Annotated in this window: 15 protein-coding genes; 13 read left to right on the top strand and 2 right to left on the bottom strand. The window is 54.0% G+C overall.

Features of this window, described 5'->3' with window-relative positions:
• The first annotated feature begins 4 nt into the window (after window positions 1–4).
• The 8 genes from nosZ (at window position 5) to AB9F29_RS10215 (ending at window position 9,904) form a co-directional block, all read left to right on the top strand.
• Window positions 5–1,939, top strand: coding sequence for a TAT-dependent nitrous-oxide reductase (gene nosZ / locus AB9F29_RS10250; protein ID WP_369755596.1), 1,935 nt, complete (start codon window positions 5–7; stop codon window positions 1,937–1,939).
• A gap of 4 nt (window positions 1,940–1,943) precedes the next feature.
• The gene (locus tag AB9F29_RS10245; protein WP_369755595.1) at window positions 1,944–3,275 is read left to right on the top strand and encodes a nitrous oxide reductase family maturation protein NosD; all 1,332 of its coding nucleotides are present in this window, start codon (window positions 1,944–1,946) and stop codon (window positions 3,273–3,275) included.
• Complete coding sequence (locus AB9F29_RS10240; RefSeq protein WP_369755594.1) at window positions 3,241–4,137, top strand: ABC transporter ATP-binding protein; 897 nt, start codon at window positions 3,241–3,243, stop codon at window positions 4,135–4,137. Before AB9F29_RS10245 ends, AB9F29_RS10240 begins: the two co-directional genes overlap by 35 nt.
• Entirely contained in the window at window positions 4,134–4,958 is an 825-nt protein-coding gene (locus AB9F29_RS10235; RefSeq protein WP_369755593.1) for an ABC transporter permease, read from the top strand. Before AB9F29_RS10240 ends, AB9F29_RS10235 begins: the two co-directional genes overlap by 4 nt.
• A complete protein-coding gene (locus AB9F29_RS10230; protein WP_369755592.1) occupies window positions 4,955–5,521 on the top strand; it encodes a nitrous oxide reductase accessory protein NosL in 567 nt (188 codons plus the stop codon). The genes AB9F29_RS10235 and AB9F29_RS10230 overlap by 4 nt, the downstream gene beginning before the upstream one ends.
• A gap of 4 nt (window positions 5,522–5,525) precedes the next feature.
• Window positions 5,526–6,434 (top strand): FAD:protein FMN transferase, encoded by a 909-nt coding sequence (locus AB9F29_RS10225; protein WP_369755590.1) that lies wholly within the window; start codon window positions 5,526–5,528, stop codon window positions 6,432–6,434.
• 395 nt (window positions 6,435–6,829) lie between these two features.
• Window positions 6,830–8,899: a calcium-binding protein gene (locus AB9F29_RS10220; protein ID WP_369755589.1), complete on the top strand. Its 2,070-nt coding sequence runs from the start codon at window positions 6,830–6,832 to the stop codon at window positions 8,897–8,899.
• A 501-nt stretch (window positions 8,900–9,400) separates the two neighbouring features.
• Window positions 9,401–9,904, top strand: coding sequence for a hypothetical protein (locus AB9F29_RS10215; RefSeq protein ID WP_369755588.1), 504 nt, complete (start codon window positions 9,401–9,403; stop codon window positions 9,902–9,904).
• Here AB9F29_RS10215 and AB9F29_RS10210 read toward each other — a convergent pair.
• A complete protein-coding gene (locus AB9F29_RS10210; RefSeq protein ID WP_369755587.1) occupies window positions 9,870–12,413 on the bottom strand; it encodes a DUF3131 domain-containing protein in 2,544 nt (847 codons plus the stop codon). The genes AB9F29_RS10215 and AB9F29_RS10210 overlap by 35 nt on opposite strands.
• Before the next feature lie 197 nt (window positions 12,414–12,610).
• Here AB9F29_RS10210 and AB9F29_RS10205 point away from each other — a divergent pair, with 197 nt between their 5' ends.
• Complete coding sequence (locus AB9F29_RS10205) at window positions 12,611–15,952, top strand: glycosyltransferase (protein ID WP_369755586.1); 3,342 nt, start codon at window positions 12,611–12,613, stop codon at window positions 15,950–15,952.
• Window positions 15,953–16,098: 146 nt separating this feature from the next.
• Here AB9F29_RS10205 and AB9F29_RS10200 read toward each other — a convergent pair whose 3' ends face one another.
• Window positions 16,099–16,356 carry a hypothetical protein gene (locus AB9F29_RS10200; RefSeq protein ID WP_369755585.1) on the bottom strand — a complete coding sequence of 86 codons (258 nt, stop codon included), beginning with the start codon at window positions 16,354–16,356 and terminating at the stop codon, window positions 16,099–16,101.
• A 616-nt stretch (window positions 16,357–16,972) separates the two neighbouring features.
• On the opposite strand from AB9F29_RS10200, the gene AB9F29_RS10195 reads away from it, so the two are divergent.
• From AB9F29_RS10195 to AB9F29_RS10180, 4 genes are all read left to right on the top strand, one after another.
• Window positions 16,973–17,245 carry a DUF3302 domain-containing protein gene (locus tag AB9F29_RS10195; RefSeq protein ID WP_369755584.1) on the top strand — a complete coding sequence of 91 codons (273 nt, stop codon included), beginning with the start codon at window positions 16,973–16,975 and terminating at the stop codon, window positions 17,243–17,245.
• Between the two features lie 51 nt (window positions 17,246–17,296).
• Window positions 17,297–18,556, top strand: a complete 1,260-nt coding sequence (locus AB9F29_RS10190) for an HlyD family secretion protein (RefSeq protein WP_369755583.1) — start codon at window positions 17,297–17,299, stop codon at window positions 18,554–18,556.
• A 259-nt stretch (window positions 18,557–18,815) separates the two neighbouring features.
• The gene (locus tag AB9F29_RS10185; protein ID WP_369755582.1) at window positions 18,816–20,210 is read left to right on the top strand and encodes a glutamate decarboxylase; all 1,395 of its coding nucleotides are present in this window, start codon (window positions 18,816–18,818) and stop codon (window positions 20,208–20,210) included.
• A gap of 152 nt (window positions 20,211–20,362) precedes the next feature.
• Window positions 20,363–21,100, top strand: coding sequence for a hypothetical protein (locus AB9F29_RS10180; protein WP_369755581.1), 738 nt, complete (start codon window positions 20,363–20,365; stop codon window positions 21,098–21,100).
• Window positions 21,101–21,104: the final 4 nt, after the last annotated feature.

Below are 21,104 nucleotides of genomic sequence, written 5' to 3'. Positions count from 1 at the left end.
AGAAATGTCTGATAAAATGAACCTTCCAATGACTCGGCGGAGCATGCTAGGCGCTACCGCTGGAACCGCGGCCCTCGCGGGCGCATTTGGCAGCCGCGCCATGATGGCCGGTGGAGCCATTGGTGCTGCGACAATGGCCACTGCCACCAGCGCACGCGCGGCGGCAGGTGCAGAAGTTGGCCCAGGTCAGCTTGATGAATTCTACGGCTTCTGGTCCTCGGGCCAATGTGGCGAGATGCGCATTTTGGGCATTCCCTCCATGCGCGAATTGATGCGGGTTCCCGTGTTCAACACCTGCTCGGCCACTGGCTGGGGCATCACCAATGAATCCAAGAAAATTCTGACTGAGGGCCTTCTGCCCAAGACCAAGGAATATCTCGCTGCAAACGGTCACGAGTTCCCGCCAAACGGTGACTTGCACCACCCGCACATGTCCTTCACCGAGGGCAAATATGACGGCCGTTTCCTGTTCATGAACGACAAGGCCAACACTCGCGTTGCCCGCGTGCGCTGCGACGTGATGAAATGTGACAAGATCATCGAGATTCCGAACGCGAAGGCGATCCACGGCCTGCGTCCGCAAAAATGGCCACGCACCAACTATGTCTTCTGTAATGGCGAAGATGAAACACCAATGGTTAACGACGGTTCCGTTTTGGACGAGCCCGAAAAATACGTAAACTTCTACACTGCCGTCAATGCCGACGAAATGACCGTGGCATGGCAGGTGATGGTTACAGGCAACTTGGACAACACCGATTGCGACTACGAAGGCAAATACGCCTTCTCGACTTGTTACAACTCGGAAATGGGTATGAACCTTGCCGAGATGACCGAGTTCGATATGGACCACGTCGTGGTATTCAACATTGCCGAGATCGAAAAAGGTATCGAAGCGGGCGACTTTATTGAACTGAACGGTGTAAAAGTTCTGGATGGCCGTAAGGGACTAGAAAATAACTACACGCGTTACATTCCTGTTCCAAACAACCCGCACGGTTGTAACATGGCACCCGACAAAATCCACCTCTGCATCGCGGGCAAACTATCGCCTACAGTGACCGTCATCGACGTGCGGAAACTGGACGCCCTTTTCGAAGGCGAAACAGATATGCGCAGCGCTGTTGTTGCAGAACCGGAGCTGGGTCTTGGGCCACTTCACACCGCGTTCGACGGTACTGGCCGCGCCTACACCACGCTATTCTTGGACAGCCAAGTTGTTGTTTGGGACATTGCAAAGGCTATTGAGCTTTACAATGGGGCGGACGTTGACCCGATCATCACGAAAGAGGATGTACACTATCAGCCGGGCCACAACTCAACCGTTATGGGCGAAACTCTAGAAGCGTCCGGTAAATACTACCTGACGATGAACAAGTTCTCCAAAGACCGGTTCCTCAATGTTGGTCCGTTAAAGCCCGAGAACGAGCAGTTGTTCTCGATCGATGGCGACAAGCTGACATTGATCCACGATGGCCCAACCTTTGCCGAGCCGCATGACGCGATTATGGTTGATCCGAGCAAAATCAACCCGAAATCCGTCTGGGATCGCAACGATCCAATGTGGGAGGATGCGCGCATTCAAGCTGAGGCGGATGGTGTTGATCTTGACGACTACCAAGACACAGTGATCCGTGATGGCAATAAAGTTCGGGTCTATATGTCGAGCCAAGCGCCAGCTTTCTCACTGGAATCCTTTACCGTTCAGCAGGACGATGAGGTGACCGTTTATGTCACAAACTTGGATGACATCGATGACCTGACCCACGGTTTCACATTGGGGAACCACGGTGTTGCCATGGAAATCGGGCCGCAGGCAACCGCGTCCGTGACCTTTGTTGCGGCACAACCGGGCGTCTATTGGTACTATTGCCAATGGTTCTGTCACGCACTCCACATGGAGATGCGCGGCCGGATGTTTGTTGAGCCAAAGGCGTAAAACCATGTTACGTGCCCTGACCCTTGTGTTGTCATTTCTGATTGCGTTGCCCTTATCGGCAGCGGAAATCAGTGTGCCGTCTGGGTCGGGGCTCCTTGCCAATGCCATCGCCGGAGCAACCTCCGGCGATGTGCTCACTCTTGAGGCGGGCCTTCACGCAGGCCCTGTTATTATCGATCTTCCCCTTACATTGACGGGCCCGCCTGAGGCCATCATCGACGGCATGGGGCAGGGCACCGTCATCACAATTGATGCCTCCGATGTGGTCATTAAGGGCCTGACCATCACCGGTTCGGGTCTCGACAGCAAGAACCTTGATGCTGGTATCAAAATTCTCAAAAAAGCTGACCGTGCCTTGATTGAGGGCAACCGTTTGCTTGGCAATCTGCATGGAGTTGACGTGCATGGCGGCCACGACGCCGTGGTGCGCGAAAACACGATTGAGGGCACGCAAACCCCGCGGATGAATGATCGCGGCAACGGCATCTACGTGTGGAATTCTCCGGGGACTGTTGTTGAGGGCAACTCGGTTCGCTGGGGTCGTGACGGGATTTTTTCCAATGCCTCGCGCAAGGGCACCTACCGCAACAACCTGTTCCGCGACCTGCGTTTTGCCGTGCACTACATGTATACCAACGACTCCGAGGTGTCGGGCAACGTGTCGATTGGCAACCATCTTGGCTTTGCCATCATGTTTTCCAACAATGTCATTTTGCAAGATAACCTGAGCCTGTCGGACATCAGTCACGGCATGATGCTGAACTATGCCAACAACGCCGATGTGTCGGGAAATCTGGTGCGCGGTGGGGCAAACCGTTGCACCTTTATCTATAATGCGCACAAAAATCTGATCTATAATAACCGCTTTGAAGGCTGCAATATTGGCATCCATTTTACCGCAGGTTCCGAGCGTAACATCCTTACAGGGAACGCTTTTCTCGGCAATCGGACACAGGTCAAATATGTCGGAACGCGCGATATTGAGTGGAGCTTTGAGGGGCGGGGTAATTACTGGTCGGATCATTCCAGTTTCGATTTGAATGGCGACGGCATCGCCGACAGTGCGTTTCGTCCCAATGATTTGATGGACCATCTTTTGTGGTCCCAACCCGCCGTTGCCTTGCTGACGGGGGCACCCGCTGTGCAACTTATCCGCTGGGCGCAATCCAGCTTCCCCGCTACACTCCCCGGAGGCGTGGTCGATAGTGCGCCTTTGATGGTCGCGCCAACCATTACCGTTCTCCCACAATATACCGCGATGGAGGCCGACGCGGCTTCCCGCAGGAATGAAAGTGACTTTGATGACTTCGACGTTAACGATCTCGCAACTCACTAAGACGTTCGGCGGGGTCAAAGCCCTGTCCAATGTTTCCCTAAGCGTCGCCCCGGGCGAGCGCGTGGCGCTGCTTGGTCATAACGGCGCGGGTAAATCGACCTTGATGAAGATGATATTGGGCCTGATTGCGCCCGATAGCGGCGACATTTCGGTCTGTGGCGTGGCGCCTGGTGATCCTGAGGCGCGTTCGCGTGTCGCTTATTTACCTGAGAATGCGGCCTTCCATTCCGCTTTGTCGGGGTTGGAGCAGATCACCTATTATATGCGTCTGCGCAAAGTGAACACAGCGGGGGCGATGAACTTGCTGGATCGGGTGGGCTTGGCTCATGCCGCGAAACGACGGATTGGCACCTATTCAAAAGGGATGCGGCAACGCGTGGGCCTTGCCCAAGCCCTGATCGGTCATCCGACGCTATTGGTTTTGGATGAACCGACTAGCGGTCTTGATCCTGTTTCTCGCCGCGATTTTTACGAACTGTTGGATGGCTTGGCCGCGGATGGCGCGTCGATCTTGTTGTCGAGCCACGCCTTAACCGAGGTCGAAGCCCGCACCGATCGCTTGTTGATCTTGTCGGGTGGCAAAATGGTCGCCGAAGGAACCATGCCCGAGTTGCGGCGCAAGGCAGCGTTGCCCGTCGCGATGCGCATTTCCGCGATCAACGGGTATGATACGGATATCATGGCGGCCTTGCCCGATGCCATTCGGGTGAATGGGGCGCTTCACCTGACTTGTACGCAAGAAGAAAAACTAACCATGCTCGTGCGTATCTCTGCTTTGGAAAACAAGGTTGCGGATGTCGATATTATCCCCCCAAGCCTTGAAGATATTTACAGTTTTTTCAGCCGGAGGGATGGCCAATGATTGCCCGCATCCTCGCAACCGCCACCACCGAAATTCACATCGCACGGCGCAATCTCTGGGTTCTGATCGCGGTGTTGCTGATGGTGGTCTTCTCGCTGGTTTTATCGGCAGCGGGTTCGGCTCCGACTGGCGCGCTTGGCGCGGATCGCTTGTCGGTTGTTGTGGCCTCGCTCACGTCTTTGTCGGTCTATCTGGTGCCTCTGGTGGCGCTTTTGATGTCGTTTGATGCGGTCGCGGGCGAGGTCGAGCGTGGCACATTGCCCCTGCTTTTGACCTATCCGGTTGCCCGTTGGGAGGTTCTCGCGGGGAAAATGGTGGCACATACGGCCATCCTGATCGTCGCAATACTCGCAGGTTATGGTGCGGCGGCGGTGATCACGATTGCTGCTGATCCAACGGCCGTTTCGGGGTTGGGCGCATTGTGGCGGTTGACGTGGACGTCTACCTTGCTCGGCGCAACGTTTCTCGGAATTGGCTATGCGCTCTCGTCTTTGGCGCGTCGCGCTTCGGGGGCGGCTGGGCTGGCGATCGGGCTTTGGTTGGGGCTGGTTGTTCTGTATGATCTGGGCCTGCTGGCCGCAGTAGTCGCCGACGATGGCGGCACGTTCACCACCTCCGTCTTTCCCTTCGCGCTGCTCGCCAACCCCGCCGATGCGTTCCGCTTGTTCAACCTGACTGCTTCACAGGCCACCGCTGCTGCGTCCGGTGTTGGCGGTGCTGCTGCTGTTATTCCACAGTGGCAGTCGATGTTCTCCGTCGTGGTCTGGCCGCTATTGGCGCTTGGACTTGCTGCGCTGGCTTTTCGAAAGGTCGAGCCATGAGGACCCTTCTGATCGCCCTGTCGCTCCTCACTTTGACGGCTTGCAAAGAGGAGGTCGTGCAAGACACGACCGCTGTGCCGCTTTCTGAGGAAGCCGTCGGACATTATTGCCAAATGAACCTGTTGGAACATGATGGCCCCAAAGCGCAGGCCCATTTGGCGGGCCTACCGCGTGCGCCGCTGTTTTTCAGTCAGGTGCGTGACGTGGTCGCCTATCTGCGGATGCCTGAGCAAAGCCATGAAATTCTCGCCGTCTGGGTCAATGACATGGGCGCTGCAAGCGCCACTTGGGATGCGCCCGGAGCAACAAACTGGATCACCGCCGAGGAGGCCGTTTATGTTGTCGGGTCGCGTGTGGTGGGAGGCATGGGTGCGCCAGAAATCGTGCCGTTCTTGAAGCCGGAAGATGCAAATAAATTTGCGAAAACCAATGGCGGGCAAGTTATGAACCTCGCAGAAATTCCAGATAGTGCCGTTCTGGCGCCCGTTGTCTTGGATGGCAACACAGATGATGCAGATTTTGAGACCCGCCAGCGCGCCTTGTCGCGCAAACTCGGAGAATAAACCTATGACCAATCGCCGTCGTTTTCTGGCCATCAGTGCCGCCGCATTTGCTTTCCCTGGCTTTGGAGCTGCCCAACCTGTTTACACGTGGGAGGGTGTCGCCCTTGGTGCGCGTGCAACCCTGCGTCTGGCCCACCCCGACGCGCCCGCGATCAGCGCACGGGTGGTGGCGGAAATTTCACGGCTGGAAGATATCTTTAGCCTTTTTCGTGCCGACAGCGCGCTGTCACAATTGAACCGCACAGGCACCCTGCAAGCGCCGCCGTTTGAATTACTTGAATGCCTGTCGCTTGCGGGCGCTGTGCATGTGGCGAGCGATGGTCGATTTGATCCAACGATCCAGCCGCTTTGGAAAAGCTACGCTGAAGCTTCGGCACAGGGAGCGCTGCCTGATGCGCAAACGCTGGAATTGGCGCGTGCGCTGACGGGGTGGACGAACGTAAATCTCGACGCTGACGAAATTGCAATGCGGCCCGGTATGATGCTGACACTGAACGGGATCGCACAGGGCTATATCGCGGATCGTGTGGCGGATATGCTAAGCGCCGAGGGGTTGACCAATATCCTGATTAATACGGGCGAGTTCCGCGCGCTTGGCCAGCATCCAAATGGCGGTGCTTGGCCCGTCAAACTGGCGGCGGGAGGCGAAGTGCCCCTTGTTGCACGAGCTCTTGCCACATCTGCCCCATTGGGAACGACGTTTGATACGGACGCGCAAGTGGGCCATATCCTTGACCCGCGCACGGGTTTGCCGACCCCGCTAAACTGGCAGGAGATTTCAGTTTCTGCAAATTCGGCGGCCCTAGCCGACGCGCTCTCGACAACGGCCTGCCTCTTTGAGACCCGTGCGGAAATCGAGAATTGTCTGGCAAAGTTCCAAGGTGTCCGTCTTGAGGCAGCCGCATCCGTTTAACGGGAATGGGGATCAGGCGCGATGCTCCTCGGTTTGGCGATCCCTTTTGGCTTTGAGGCATTCGCCCTGCGTAGGATTACAGCATTTTGAGACAAAACGGGCGCGACGGGATCGGCGCTCGATGTGGCCGATGGTGATACTATCGTTGACCAGCTTGCCGCTTCAAAGCACCCCATGGGATCCTCGACTTGGCGAAATTTCGCAAGTATGACAGCTACCCATGTCGCGGGAAGTTTGCGCGCCCGCGTATTTGAATGGTGTCTTCCAATAGAAGGCAGAGCCAGCTCCTCTTCGACGGTCTCCATAAAAAAGTTGCCAAAAAATCGCTAAAACCGTAGTTTCTTCATACGATTGTAAGGATTTGGAAAACTCACGGACCCTGGGGAGGGATTAACTTGACTACATACGCATTTGAAGGCTTCGCCGTTTACTACGACAACTCTGTGGAGGAAGATACGGGCGCTGCCTTTTCGGGCATCACTCTTGAAATTGTGGTTCCGGAATCTACAACTGATTTTAGATATGTAACTCTGCCGCTTGAACCTGGTGAAGATGATGTAACGGAAACCAATGTTGATACCCACATCGACGATTACACAGTGCGTATCAACGGTGATACAGTCTTAGAAGATAGTGACTTCTACGAGGGTATTTTTGAGGTCAAGTGGCTGGATGGCGGCGTTGCACGCTCTACCATCGTCTATATTGCCGACTTTCGGAATGTGAATGTACCAGGCCTTGGGGTCGTCGACCCCCAGAATATTTTTGTTCTCTCAGGGGACGCGTTCCCCGCGTTTACATCTCTCCAAGAGGTGCAGGATCTTTTGGACAATCCGAATACCGAGATTGTGATCCCAACCGGTGCCTTTGCTCCAGGAGCAACAATCCAACTCAGCAGTCTCGACGCTGTTGTTACCGAAAATGACATCATAACGGGCGACAACAATGCCAACACGTTCGCTGGTGGCGGTGGCAATGATCTTATCGAGGGACTTGGCGGCGATGACCGTTTGTATGGAGGCAACGACCACGACCGTCTGAATGGTGGCACGGGGGCTGATGTGCTCAGTGGCGGGAATGGCATTGACCGTGCCGAGTACTCGGATGCAACGGCATCGGTACGCGCGGATCTCGCGTATAGCGGTAACAACACTGGCGAAGCTGAGGGCGACACCTATTTCTCCATCGAGAACCTGCTGGGATCCTCTTACGGCGACATTTTGGCGGGCAATAACGCTGCGAATAGTGTTTTCGGCGGCAATGGCAACGATTTTCTGATCGGACGTGGCGGCAATGACAATCTGTACGGAGGTAACAACCACGACAGGATGAATGGTGGCGCAGGAGCGGACGTGCTCCACGGCGGTTATGGTATTGATCGCGCGGAGTATACGACGGCATCCACGATGGTGCGCGCGGATCTTGGCTATAGTAGCAATAACACAGGTGAAGCGGCGGGGGATACTTACGTATCCATCGAGAACCTACTCGGGTCTGGATACGGAGACATTCTCGCGGGCAATAACGCTGCGAATAATGTTTTCGGCGGCAATGGCAATGATCTCCTAATCGGACGTGGCGGCAATGACGGTCTGTATGGTGGAAACAACCACGACAGGCTGAATGGTGGCGCAGGAGCGGACGTGCTCCACGGCGGTTATGGTATTGATCGAGCGGAGTATACGACGGCCACTACGATGGTGCGTGCCGATCTTGGGTATAGCAGCAATAACACAGGTGAAGCGGCAGGGGACACCTACATTTTGATCGAGAACCTGCTGGGATCCACTTACGGCGACATTTTGGCGGGCAATAACGCTGCGAATAATGTTTTCGGTGGCAATGGCAACGATTTTCTGATCGGACGTGGCGGCAATGACGGTCTGTATGGGGGTAACAACCACGACCGTCTGAATGGCGGCGCAGGGGCTGACGTGCTCCACGGCGGTTATGGTATTGATCGCGCCGAGTATACGACGGCCACAACCATGGTGCGCGCTGATCTTGGGTATAGTAGCACCAATACGGGTGAAGCGGCAGGGGATACTTACGTATCCATCGAGAACCTGCTGGGGTCTTCCTTTGACGACTTTCTCGCGGGGAACAACGCGGCGAACTCCCTTTTGGGCGGCAATGGCGACGATCTTTTGGTCGGGCGCGGCGGCAATGACCGCCTCTATGGTGGTAACAATAACGACCGTTTGCTTGGAGGCACAGGCAATGACTATCTCCAAGGCGGTCAAGGCGCGGATGTCTTTATTTTCGACGCGAACTCCGGTGTTGACACAATTTCCGATTATGACGCCCTTGATTTGATCCGTATCCAAAACGGTGCAGAAACCATGGCGGACTTCACATTCACCGACACAGTTGAGGGGCTGCTGATTGAATTTGGCAGTGTAGATATTTTCCTGAGCGGTCTGGACCGTGCGGATGTGAATGCAAGCGATTTTGATTTCGTCTAACGCGTGGAACTAACGGGGCGGGTACTGCGATGATGCGTGGTGCCCGCCTTCTTTGCGGGGTCAAAATGTGCGTAAAAGCGAGACGCATGACAGGACCGCTCGGCGTTATATTTTTGCGCGAATGAGGCGCGGGCACGCAATCGGTTGTGGTTGCGCCTCGAGTATGACGCAAAATATGGCCAAATGGCTGCGTGTTTGGAAGCGCCGCTTGGCTGGAGAATACCCGTTTCATTTCGTTTTACAGCGTCCAAAAAGGGGTTGATTCTGCTCCCCCAGGCGTCTTCTCCCCGCGATCAAGTGTGTGATGTTGGCTTTCGAAATTTTATGGCTGCCGCACTAAAACCCCCCAAAAGTCACCAAATAGTCATACATTTCGGCGAACCTTTGCCAGATGCGAGTGTGTTTGGAAAATGGCTGGACGTAAGTCTGTGACGGGCTATGAGTGCCCGCAAGAACACAAATTCGCCTCAAGGCGGAACATACAGGCTTAGGAGCAGTAGCATGTCCAATACATTTGCGGCCTTTTTGGTCGCATTGAAAATGATGGAATCCGGTGGAGACTATCAATCTGTAAACTCGCTTAACTTTTTGGGAGCCTATCAATTCGGCGAAGCGGCCCTCACTGATCTTGGGTATGTCCGATACGACGGCAACGCCTATGATAACAACTATAGTGGTGGTTTCACGGGCAAAGGCGGGGTCCGATCAGCCAAAGATTTCCTCTCCAACAAAAAAGAACAGGATCGCGCGGCAAAGGCGTGGATGACGCTGATGTGGGACTATATCGAGCTTCACAAGATCGCGCATTATAAAGGTCGCAATGTTGGCGGCTCAAAACTGACGGCGAGTAGCATGTTGGCGGCGTCGCATTTGTTGGGCGCGGGTGCTTTGAAAGAATACATTCAATCGAATGGTAAGGCCGATTTGCGCGATCCGTATGGCACGCCGCTCAAAAAATATATCAACAAATTTAGCGGCTACGACGTTCGGGTCGCCTCGCGCTAATCGCCCCCTTGTTTTGGACCTCGTCGCGGAGCATATGGGCGATAGCGGTCAGGATGATGCCGTTTGTGTTGACATCGCTGTAGAGATACATCGGTTTGTGGTCTTGGGCGAAGATACCAGCCGAGAACCCTTGTCCCTCAATTCTGGCTTTGTCGCGAATGAAGGCCACTAACTTCTGGGAATAGGGGTGGGGAACCGTCGCGGCCCAAAGATACGCTGATTTGGAGCTGATAACCTCCGCCTTGCGACGAAATGCGGGTGTTTGAAACTTGCTTGAACTGGAGGTGAAGGCAACAACCCAGCTTTCATCCAAATCCCTATCAAAGCGGACACCTTGATAGGAAAACCACGGCGAAAAATCCAAAAGCGTCTCAGAGGCACATTTCAACGTGCCCGTTTTTTCATACCACCTGAGTTGCGCGTCAAACAACACGCGCGCCAAATAGGCCGTTGGCTCGTCTTTTCCTAGCTCGATTTCCTGCAAAAGGGCAGGTTCCGTACCAAAATGCCCAATAGATGCGGCGGTATAAAGGAAGTTTATCTGCTGCTCAGTTTTGGAACCCTGCCTGTCGTCGGCATAGGGCGAGTCAATTTCCTGACCTGCCATAGCATACCCGAGCCGCGAATACTGGGTGCAATGGGACAGGTATTTATCGACCAATTTCCCGTTGATGTAATCATAGGGATGACCGTCGCGCACAATACGGTTCAGGTCCCAGCCATCCAAAATACGCTGCACGGTTTCTGGCGCCGCCAAACCGTCCTGTTTTACAGCAAAAAGCGCGACCAAGAACCGTCCCGCATCACATGCGTCGAAATCCTCAGAAATACCGCGCCCCGTCTCTGTTGACAGTCTTGCAGGCGGCAATCGCGCGCCATCGATTGTCACAGGCGGTAAGTTCGCCAGTACTGTTTCAACGCGTTCGGTTGCGTTTTTACGGTCGATGATACCAAGGGAGCATGCGGACATAATACCACGCAACTGACTGGCAATGTCCCACATCGTGGCGTCGCGGTTCACGCGGCCACCAGATCCGCCCTTGGCTGTGCCCGCACAAAGCCCCGTGGTTGAATGGGAATACCGTTCAATATACTGCCAAGCCAGCGCCGCATCTTGCAGCAACTTTTTACGTTCCTCCGCGACTGGGGGGGCGACGGTTGGGGGCAAGGTTGCCAGCAAGCGCCGCGTTGATTGGAGGTTGCTTAAGATCGGTTCAGACGCAAAAAGATAGTCAACCATACCGCTGACCGAGCGAAGTTTGGCACGGCCCTCATGGCGCATCGTGGTCAAGCGATGGATGAGAGACGCCCGCTTGATATACGTTGAAACATTTTCGGGCGTGATGACAATCGTCATATCTGCGACGGGGTTCAACGGCAGAAGCGTTTGCGCTGGCATGTCGGGAGCGCCGTGACTGGCAATTTGGTACCGACCGTCGGGGCGCAGGCCAAAATAGGCATTCGGCGTTTCTGGCGGCAACAGAATGATCCGCGTGTCTGCCGATAGGAGCGCGCTGTCGCCCTGCGTAAAGTGAATACACTTGGTTTCAATTTCATGCGAGGCGGTCGCAGGGCAGGGGCTGAAGGCGTCCTTGCCAAAGCGCGTGAAGGGGATGCTCGCCGCCGTAAGCTCTTGTTCAAACGCATCAAGGGCATCCTTTGATAGCGGCGTCTCATTCTCAATCAAAGCAAGGCTTAAGCTTGAGGCGGGGTAGGCGTCGGTCTGGAGCAAAAGATCGGTGGGCCGCGAGATAAAAAAACTGCCGGAATTGTTCGCGTCGGCGAGCTTCATGGCGAGTGCGGTCAATTGTTCCACCACGTCTTTTTCAGGCAATTTAGACGCGATATCGACGGGAATACATATAAGGCCACCCACGACCGTTTCCTCACTGGCGGACGTCCCAAATGGGCGCGCGCCCGTGTCCGAAAATTTGAAAAAAGTCCCGCCACTAACGACGATTTGCTCTCGGCCCATCGCCTTGATGTCCGGTGTCTTCTCAGAGTTGAAGGGTTGCAAAAAGACCCGAAACCCAGAGCCACGAAACGCGGCATGATCCAGATCGTCGTCTGGAAAGGGGTCATAAAGCGTCGTGACATTGGACCCGAGCACGTGAAGCGGGCTATCGCTGGGGCCAGTCGTTAGGTTGGCGCGTAACTTCGCCGCGGTGCGCATTTGAAAGTAGCGACGATCACTTGCGCGTCGCGGTATTTGTGCTGCGACTTCAAAAAGTCCAGCCTCTGTTTGGGCAAGCGTTTCGACCAGCCGCCCGACAGTCGAATCGAAACCCCGCCCCTCGGAGAAGTCTAGAGCGCAGCAGATTGGAAGCCCCCGCGACATGAAAAGTTTTGCGAGCAACTCCACCAAATGCGAGGAGGTTGTCTCCGATACTCCAACTAAGCAAATAGTCACAGAATGCGCTACATCTTGCGCATGCACACCTGTGCCAACCCTAAATGAAGGCACGATAGACACCCCAGCGGAGGCCATGAAATTGCGTCGATTCAGCATAAATTAATTTCCAGGAAATCTATTCATATTGATTTATGTCATAAATTCAGTTATTTATGCAGTATATTGTAGCTGAATATATTGCGATAGCGCCAACAGCGGCGCACTCAGTTCATTGCTTTTCTAGACTAACTCATTTTCAGGCATTGTCTGGGTCGCGGGATTAAGTCCTCGGGGGGGGGTATTGGGTGCGGAAAATGTTGTTTGAAGACAGGACAGGCACGCGCGTTGTCCTTTGGAGGGGTGTTGTTGCGAGCCTTCTAATTGGGCTTCCACTGTGGGCCGGCGACTATCTGTATCGAATTTATAATCTGCCCACATTACCACATGTCGTGGCTTCTAGCACAGAACAACTTGAGCGACTTGATCCCGATCTTTCGGGCTTGGGGCAAGAGGCTTGGTTTGAAAGCCGCCTTAAGCCCGAAGTCACAGAAAATTGCCAGCACTCGGCAAATGGTGCGCGCAAGGTCTTTGGCTATCTTCCAGCGAACGATCCGCGCGCTTTATCTGGATTTTGGCAGCACTGCTCCGACTTAGATGCGGTCATCGCGGAAAGCTTTGTTTTTGACGCGCACAGCCAAGGTCTAACATCCGTTGGTCAGGATTATTTTGCGTCGAAGCGAGATGTGAAGTTGCCAGACGTCCTGCTCTCCATCAAGCCGCAGTCGAGCGAATTGGAGCAAGATTTTGAACGGTTCCTTATGGACCAGAAAAAACGCGCAACCTTGGTGGATGAACTCGCGTTGGAAACCGCTGGTCGCACCTTTGCGGGGCTGTGTTTGGATCTGACAGGGTATCCCGCGCTCGCCTCCGATGGGCTTGTCGCCTTGCTTGATGAAGTTGCGTCCATGCGGGAGGGGAGCGACACAAAAACCTGTCTCATCGCAGGTGCGAATGCGGCGCTTTGGCAACGCAAGGACTTGATCGATGCTGTGGATTTTGGGGTCGTTCAGGGCTTCCAGACGAATAGAACGGCGTTCACACCCATTGCCCCCGCGGACTGGTTCGCGCCCGCAATGGCCGAGGTGTCTACGCATCTTACTGTCGAAAAACGGGTCATTGCCCTTGGAGCGTTCGGGGAACAGTGGCAGACGGGCCGTGCCACCAGCCAAACCGTTTCCTACAGTGAGGCGCAGTGGATGACGAACCGATTTAAGGGCAGCGTTGGCGAAAACCTTCAACTCGGAAACACGTATCTTCAATTCGTAGACACAGACCGGCAACGAAACCGGATTTGGCTTTCTGATGCTGTTTCGCTCTACAATCAGATGCGCGCGTTGGAAAACGACCAGACCGTCGCAGTTTGGCCGTTAGGGTATGAAGATCCAGCGATTTGGCCGGTTTTGTCGGCGCCAGTCGACAGTGATGCGGCGCGCAACAGTTTGTCGAGGCGCATTTCCCTTGAGGACAGCTTGATCCATATCGGCCGCGGCGTTGCGGTTATGGAGGTCGTGAATGCCACCGTGGGAAGGCGGAAAGTCACATTCGACGGGTCCGGACGTGCGATCACGCAAACCTATGAAACACTGCCGACCCCTGCAATACTGCGCCATGACGTACATCCCAATGACACGCAAGCGCTCGTGACGTTCAACGGTTTTGGGGGTGAAAGCGACCTCAATACATTGCTTGGTGTTTTGCACGACAACAATATCAGCGCGACCTTTTTCCTAAGAGATCGCGGGCTGCTTGATATTGGGGCCAAACTCCCTCATGTGGAGGCGCTTGGCCACACTCTTGGTACAATTGTCAGAAGCCTTGCTACGGCAGGCCCATTTGAAGCCGATCTAGAACAACTGGCCAATAATAAAGCGCAACATGTATTGGCCCATCTAACCGGACACCGCACGACGCTTATTCGCAACGCGGGCCAACCCCTTGATATGCCATCAACCCGAAAGGAACTCGCAGTAACGCGTGCGTGGGTTGCGCAAGATTTCATTCCAATATCCAACGGAGCCGTATTCCAAAATCCCGAGACGGATCGCGCAGGCTTTGTTGCCCAACTTCGTGAAGCAAGTCTCACAGGCCATCCGGCGGTTATGTCGTTTGATCTGACAACCAAATATGCTGCGGAGCTTATTGCAACTCTGCCGGACCTGTTTGCCGATTTGCGGCGGGACGGGTTCACGTTTGCGCCCTTGGCCGAAGTCGCCAACCTTGGTGCGGCGGAAATAGCTCCGCTCGATCCGAATTCAATGAGGGCGCGCGACACGGTCACCTATCGCCTTCTCAACTTCTGGTATTTTGGCCTAACGACAAGCTTCCTTGTCTTGCTTGTTTTTGCGATTGCCAGATCGTTGATTTACCTTGTTTTGGCTTTCTTTCGCAAGCCTTCGCCACAGCGTGACCCTGAATACCTTCCGGGGATTACAGTTGTGGTGCCAGCCTATAACGAGGCGAATGTTATTGTGCGGAGCGTTTGGTCAATTCTGGGCTCCAACTATCCCAACTTTGAAATCATCGTGGTGGATGATGGCTCGTCCGACGGAACCTATGATACGGTCAACGCGGAGTTTCACAATCATCCACGCGTAAGGATCATCCGGCAAGAAAACGGCGGCAAATGGCAGGCCGAGAACCACGCTCTGCAGTATATCAAAACGCCCTTCTTTGTGGGGGTGGATGCCGATACTATTTTAGACCCCGATGCTCTAGGTTGGTTGGTTCAGCACTTCAAAGACGAGCGTGTCGGAGCGGTGGCAGGCTTTGTGGAGGTCGGTAATCGAAAGGGGTATCTGACATCCTGCCAAGCGCTGGAATACCTCGTTAGCCAAGCGGTCACGCGGCGCAGTTTCGAAACCATCAACGGTATTTTTGTTGTGCCCGGTGCGATCGGGGCTTGGCGCGTTGCGGCAGTTGAGGCCGCAAATAGGTATTCGGGCGATACAATCACCGAGGATGCCGACCTGACGGTTGCGGTACATCGCGCCGGTTATACCGTGCGTTTTCAGGAGCAAGCGCGCGCCTATACTGAGGCCCCCGAACAGACTAAAGCTTTCTTAAAGCAACGGCGGCGCTGGACGTTGGGGATGCTGCAAACCTCGTGGAAACATTGGCGCTCTATTCCAGAACGCCGTGCGATTGGGCTTGTGTCGATTATGGACGCGATCTGGTTTAGTCTGTTGACGAGTATGGTGTCGCCTTTCGTCGATTTGCTTTTGCTCAGCATCTTGGTCAAGACGGTGATTGAATACAGCCTGCATGGTGCGCTCAACGTCACAGGATTTCCAACCGTGGTCTTGATCAGCTATATTGTCCTTGTGGCTATCGACATGGCCTACACTCTTACAGCGTTCTGGTTTGAACGAAAGTTCGACCTAAAACTGCTGTTGCTGACAATTATCCTGCGTTTTGGATATCGGCAACTGATCTATTTTTCGTCCTTTCAAGCGATCAGAGACGCGATAACTGGCCGCTTGCCCGGCTGGCAAAAACTGGAACGCACAGCTTCCCGACTAAGCGGCAACCTAAATTTTGTGAGCCCGGTTCTTGTGAGCATAAAACAAACAGACTCGGGCCGGAAAATGAGAACTTAAAACCTGCCAGTTGCGTTGCAGAACGAAAGTGCTTGCGGCGAAATATCGTCCGGAGATTGACGGACTGCGTGCCATCACAGTTCTCGCGGTCATTGTTTATCATGCTGATACGACATTCTTGAGGGGAGGGGGCCTTGATCTCGCAATTAATCATGGAAAATTTGAGCCTCGGACGATTTACCTTCGGGAACTTCCTTACGGGTTGCCACGATTTTAGCGACATTAGGTCTGCGCGCCGTCATTTCATCCCTCGCGCTGCTTAACGCCTCTACGCTGCCCTTAGTTGCGGGTGCTTCCGTGATTTTAGTGTTTGCAGTTGGCAACACCCCAATCGCACCTCTTTTGTCGTGGCGACCATTGGTTGCTATGGGGTTGATCAGTTGCAGCGCGACTGCACGCTTCAACACCCCCAGTCCCCCGACGTTTTCGGATTGATTGCCTTGTCGATCTTGGTAGCGACGTTCACATACCACTTCGTTGAAATACCCTTCCGAAAACGTAACAAAAGGGCCGTGATATCCTTACGCGGGCGTATCTCTTGCCGTCGTCGGTGTCGTGTTGGCAATTGGGGTTGCCCAATCCACACCGCGACCCACCAGCGTTTCCATCCCGCGAGCACCGCCAAAATAGACTTTTTGCGGACGTTGGATCCCGAGATTTCGGTCTTATAACTTGAGAATTTCCTGTGCCCGAATGGCGTGTGTGACACAATGATCGGGTCGACTTCTATGTTTCGCAATGAAGGGCATCTTTCAATCGAAGGATCGCGCTATCTCGGGACGCATACTGATTTCATGCGTAAAATCATTGCTAAATCCAATCTAAGGTATGGAGCTTAGGAACGGGGAAATATTCGCATCGATGCCAGCTATGGGAAAAGTTTTTCCATGAGGTCAGACGTGGCCAAATCCAAAAGAATGGCATGTGAATTCAAGAAAAAGAGGCCCGCAAAATTTGAAGCTTAGAGGCGCCGTGCAAATTATATTTGTAAGACAACTTGTTCTAATGTGTGATTCTTTAATGCCACACACAACATTAGATTATGTTTCTCTCTTCCTGATTTTCTTCTCAGCCCTTGTGATTGTCGTGGGGATCGTTGTCGTCCATGAAATCCCGAGTAAAGGCGCAAAAGCGCGCAATCACCCACAGTTGGATGCGATCAAGATCACCAGTTATTTAGGCTTGCTGGTCTTTCCACTGTGGATGTTTGCTCTCATCTGGGCACACTTCCGTCCTTGGACCGTTTCGGGCCTTGAGGGGACTTCCGACAGCCCTCCGCCGGAACAGAAATAGCCTCCCCGCCAACGATCCCTTCTTCATACAACCCAGTCAGGACGCCAGAAAATGGAAATCCTTGTTACGATTGCCTATCTGTTTTTGATCCGGTTGGTTTTCTTTGATTTTAAATGGTTGAAGTTCAATCTTGTCTGGGGGCTTTTGTGCTCTGGCCTTTATGCTTCGGCCGCTTTGGTTGAGGTTGTTTTTCTTGGACAACTTACCCCTTATTCGGATTCCGCGTTTGTCCAGAGATACGTCGTCCAGATTGGGCCCCAATTTGGCGGCACAGTCACAGAGGTTCACGTTAAACAGGACGACATAGTGAAGCTCGGCGATCCTTTGTTCAGTCTCGAGAAGGACACGTTCCAAGCTACGGTCGATGAAAATCAAGCCAGTCTGGTTTTGGCCAAGCAAAATATAAAAATCATGCAGGCGCAATTGACCTCTGCCGGAGCAAATGTTGCGCATCAGGAAAGCTTGCTTGAACAGACTTCTGTTCAGGTTGAAATTTCCAAAGCAGCTGTCTCAGCGGCACAGGCCCGAGCTAAATACGATGTCGACGAAGCGGCCAGACAAACAAAACTGGCAGAAGAAGGTGCTGCACGAAAGGACCTAGCGGAGCGTGCGCGTCAGACCGCGGCTGTTTCAACCGAATTGGTTATCGAGGCTGAAAAGCAGCTAAAAGAAGACGAACTGATTGCGCGTGATAGCTCCGAACTGGACGTGGCAAAGGCAGCCTACGAAGAAGCAAAACTGTCGCTTGATGCGATGATCGATGGCGAACATGCCTCCGTTAGATTGGCTGAGGCGGCGTTGGCCCATTCCACAGCAATTTTGAAGGACCGCACAGTCTATGCGCCCTCGGATGGTCAGATTCTGAATCTCCAACTTCAACCCGGCGATGTTGTGCGGCTTAAAACGCCCGTCCTGACATTCGTGAACGAAGCCGATCCTTGGATTTTGATGAAAATTCGCCAAAAGGGTGCGCAGCATATCACCGTTGGCGATATCGGCGAAGTGGCCTTTGAAATGTACCCGGGTTACGTGTTTGCCGCCGAAGTCACGCGGATCATTTACGGCAATGGAAACGCCCAGTTGCAGCCTTCTGGCGTGCTCCCGAGGGAGCAACAGGTCGTACCGGGGGAAACATTTTTTGTGGCAATGAGGCTGACCGATCAGTACCCCAACTTCCCGTTGCGTTTTGGGGCTAAGGGGATCGCTGCGATTTATACCTCCGACGCGGCCGATATACTCAAGGTCTTGCGGAAAATTGAACTGCGTTCCGAGAGTTATCTGAACTACGTGTACAATCCATTCCGAGGATAAACGCGTCCGCGTTAACTCTCGGCGCTATCCCTATTTATGCCTGACGCATTCAAGGTTGACCGTAACGAGGCTTACTTGGGCTGAGATATGTTTATACGGTTCTAGTTGTAAAACCGCAGTGCCCAACTAGGTTGGAAGGTGGACCGACGGACAAATTTTGTACTATACAACAGACAACAGTTTGATCTTGCGCCAGAAAACAGAGAGTTCATATTTTGGTTCTTCTCGACCTTCGGCGCGCCAACAATGAGGGACTACAATGGTCGACACCACCAAGACGCCTGCGCCATCTAACCATTTCGACGAAATTTACGGCTCCGACGAGATGTCGGTCCCGCTTTCAGAAAGCATCTTTCCCGGAAGCGAAAGTGACCCGCGCAATGTCTATGCATCGATCCGCGACGAGTTGATGCTTGACGGTAACTCGCGCCAAAACCTCGCAACGTTCTGCCAGACTTGGGAAGAGCCTGAAATCCACCAATTGATGGACGATTGCATTGATAAAAACATGGTGGACAAGGACGAATATCCACAGACTGCGGAGATCGAGCAACGCTGTGTGCGTATGCTTGCGGACCTTTGGAATGCGCCCAGCGATGAAGCTACGGGTTGCTCTACGACAGGGTCGAGCGAGGCGGCGATGCTGGGTGGATTGGCGATGAAGCGCCGCTGGGAAGCCCGCCGCAAAGCCGAGGGTAAGCCGATCGATAAGCCCAACCTGATCACAGGTCCCGTGCAGGTTTGTTGGCATAAATTCACCCGCTATTGGGATGTGGAACACCGCGAAATTCCGATGGAAAACGGACGCCTTTTGATGACGCCAGAAGAGGTGTTGAGCCTGTGTGACGAGAACACCATTGGTGTCGTGCCCACGCTTGGCGTAACGTTCACGGGGCAATACGAACCCGTTGAGGCGGTTTCTGCGGCGCTCGATAAGTATGAAGCGGAAACGGGCCTTGATATTCCGATCCACGTTGATGGAGCTTCTGGCGGATTTCTCGCGCCGTTCTGTGCCCCTGAATTGATGTGGGATTTCCGCTTGCCGCGGGTGAAGTCGATCAACGCGTCCGGCCATAAATTCGGCCTCGCGCCGCTTGGTGTGGGCTGGATCGTTTGGCGCAGCGCCGAAGACCTCCCCGAAAACTTGGTGTTCTGGGTGAATTATCTGGGCGGGAATATGCGCGATATTGGGCTTAATTTCTCGCGGCCGGGTGGCCCGATTACCTGCCAATATTATAATTTCCAGCGACTTGGGCGCGAAGGCTACACCAAAATCCACAAGTCGTGCTACGCGACTGCGCAATATCTCGCGGCCGAAATCGGCGCGCTTGGACCTTTTGATATTGTCTACGATGGGGACATGACATCTGGCATCCCAGCCCTGTGTTGGACGCTCAAACCCGATGTTGATCTTGGATTTACCTTGTTCGATTTGGCCGACCGTCTGCGGATTTATGGCTGGCAAGTGCCCGCATATACCTTGCCTGCAAACTGTCAGACCCAAGCTATTCAACGCATTTTGGTGCGCAACGGAGTCAGTCGCGACCTTGCTACGCTCCTGATGCGCGATATCCGTAAAGCGTTGGCACATTTGACAAAACATCCGGCGGAAACACCGCTCGGCGAAAATGCCGCCGGTGGTTTTCATCATTGACCGAAGACTGTCGCACCCCCTCCACTGATGGGCCGAAAGTCAGCGCTGCAAGCGGCCCATGGCCGTTTGTAACGCGCCGGCAATATGCGCACCAAGGGCAGCAGCACGTCTGGCGCTCGCGAGATCATCGCAAGGGATTGCGGCGGGCATTTTTGCCCACTTATAGTGACGCGTGGAAACCAGAAAGCCTGAACGTCTGGATCGGCAGCGGGTTCTCGATTGGATCGTTCTTGTTCATCGCAGGTTCGATTCTAACGCTGTGGCCTGTGGCCGCGCGCACCTTTTCGATGTCTGGATTTGACGTTAATGCGGTCTTTTTCCTCGGTTCGATCTTTTTCACGATAGCGGGATACCTGCAGTTGTTTCAGGCAGCGAACTCGGGCGCATTACCGCATGAAAGCGCTGAACCTCGGCGATTTTTTTTGATTGGCTGGCAACCCTCTCAAATCGGCTGGCTTAGTAGTTTTTTGCAATTTCTGGGAACGCTTTTGTTTAATGCCTGCACTTTTATGGCGTTGCTGTCGATTGAAAGCTGGCTTCAACAGGATTTAGCGATTTGGGTGCCCGACCTGCTTGGGTCCATCCTTTTTCTCACCTCTGGATATCTGGCATTTATCGAGACCTGCCACCGCTATTGGTCGTGGCGTCCGTGGGATATCTCGTGGTGGGGCGCGTTGGTCAATTTCGCGGGTTGCGTCGCGTTTATGATCTCTGCCGTCATGGCCTTCGTGCCGTCAGGTGGCGCGAGCAGTGCTGTTATTACTGCGTCGGTCGCTTGGACGTTGATTGGAGCAGTTGGATTTTTTGCGGGCGCTGCGCTCGTGCTGGTGGAATGCCGCGTAAACGCCTCTCCACCAGTTGCGTTGCCGTCCACAACTCCGGCCTTATAAGGCG

Origin of the sequence: Falsihalocynthiibacter sp. S25ZX9, from assembly GCF_041205405.1 — a bacterium.
In the GTDB taxonomy this organism is placed as follows: Bacteria; Pseudomonadota; Alphaproteobacteria; order Rhodobacterales; family Rhodobacteraceae; genus Falsihalocynthiibacter; species Falsihalocynthiibacter arcticus.
Note: the sequence above shows the minus strand (reverse complement) of the source record. Positions and strands in the feature narration are given on the sequence as shown.

Bases quoted from the DNA above. Each gene is read 5' to 3' on its own strand.
- nosZ (WP_369755596.1), top strand. From the start codon at position 5: ATGTCTGATAAAATGAACCTTCCAATGACTCGGCGGAGCATGCTAGGC.
- AB9F29_RS10245 (WP_369755595.1), top strand. From the start codon at position 1,944: ATGTTACGTGCCCTGACCCTTGTGTTGTCATTTCTGATTGCGTTGCCC.
- AB9F29_RS10240 (WP_369755594.1), top strand. From the start codon at position 3,241: ATGACTTCGACGTTAACGATCTCGCAACTCACTAAGACGTTCGGCGGG.
- AB9F29_RS10235 (WP_369755593.1), top strand. From the start codon at position 4,134: ATGATTGCCCGCATCCTCGCAACCGCCACCACCGAAATTCACATCGCA.
- AB9F29_RS10230 (WP_369755592.1), top strand. From the start codon at position 4,955: ATGAGGACCCTTCTGATCGCCCTGTCGCTCCTCACTTTGACGGCTTGC.
- AB9F29_RS10225 (WP_369755590.1), top strand. From the start codon at position 5,526: ATGACCAATCGCCGTCGTTTTCTGGCCATCAGTGCCGCCGCATTTGCT.
- AB9F29_RS10215 (WP_369755588.1), top strand. From the start codon at position 9,401: ATGTCCAATACATTTGCGGCCTTTTTGGTCGCATTGAAAATGATGGAA.
- AB9F29_RS10210 (WP_369755587.1), bottom strand. From the start codon at position 12,413: ATGCTGAATCGACGCAATTTCATGGCCTCCGCTGGGGTGTCTATCGTG.
- AB9F29_RS10205 (WP_369755586.1), top strand. From the start codon at position 12,611: ATGTTGTTTGAAGACAGGACAGGCACGCGCGTTGTCCTTTGGAGGGGT.
- AB9F29_RS10195 (WP_369755584.1), top strand. From the start codon at position 16,973: ATGCCACACACAACATTAGATTATGTTTCTCTCTTCCTGATTTTCTTC.
- AB9F29_RS10190 (WP_369755583.1), top strand. From the start codon at position 17,297: ATGGAAATCCTTGTTACGATTGCCTATCTGTTTTTGATCCGGTTGGTT.
- AB9F29_RS10185 (WP_369755582.1), top strand. From the start codon at position 18,816: ATGGTCGACACCACCAAGACGCCTGCGCCATCTAACCATTTCGACGAA.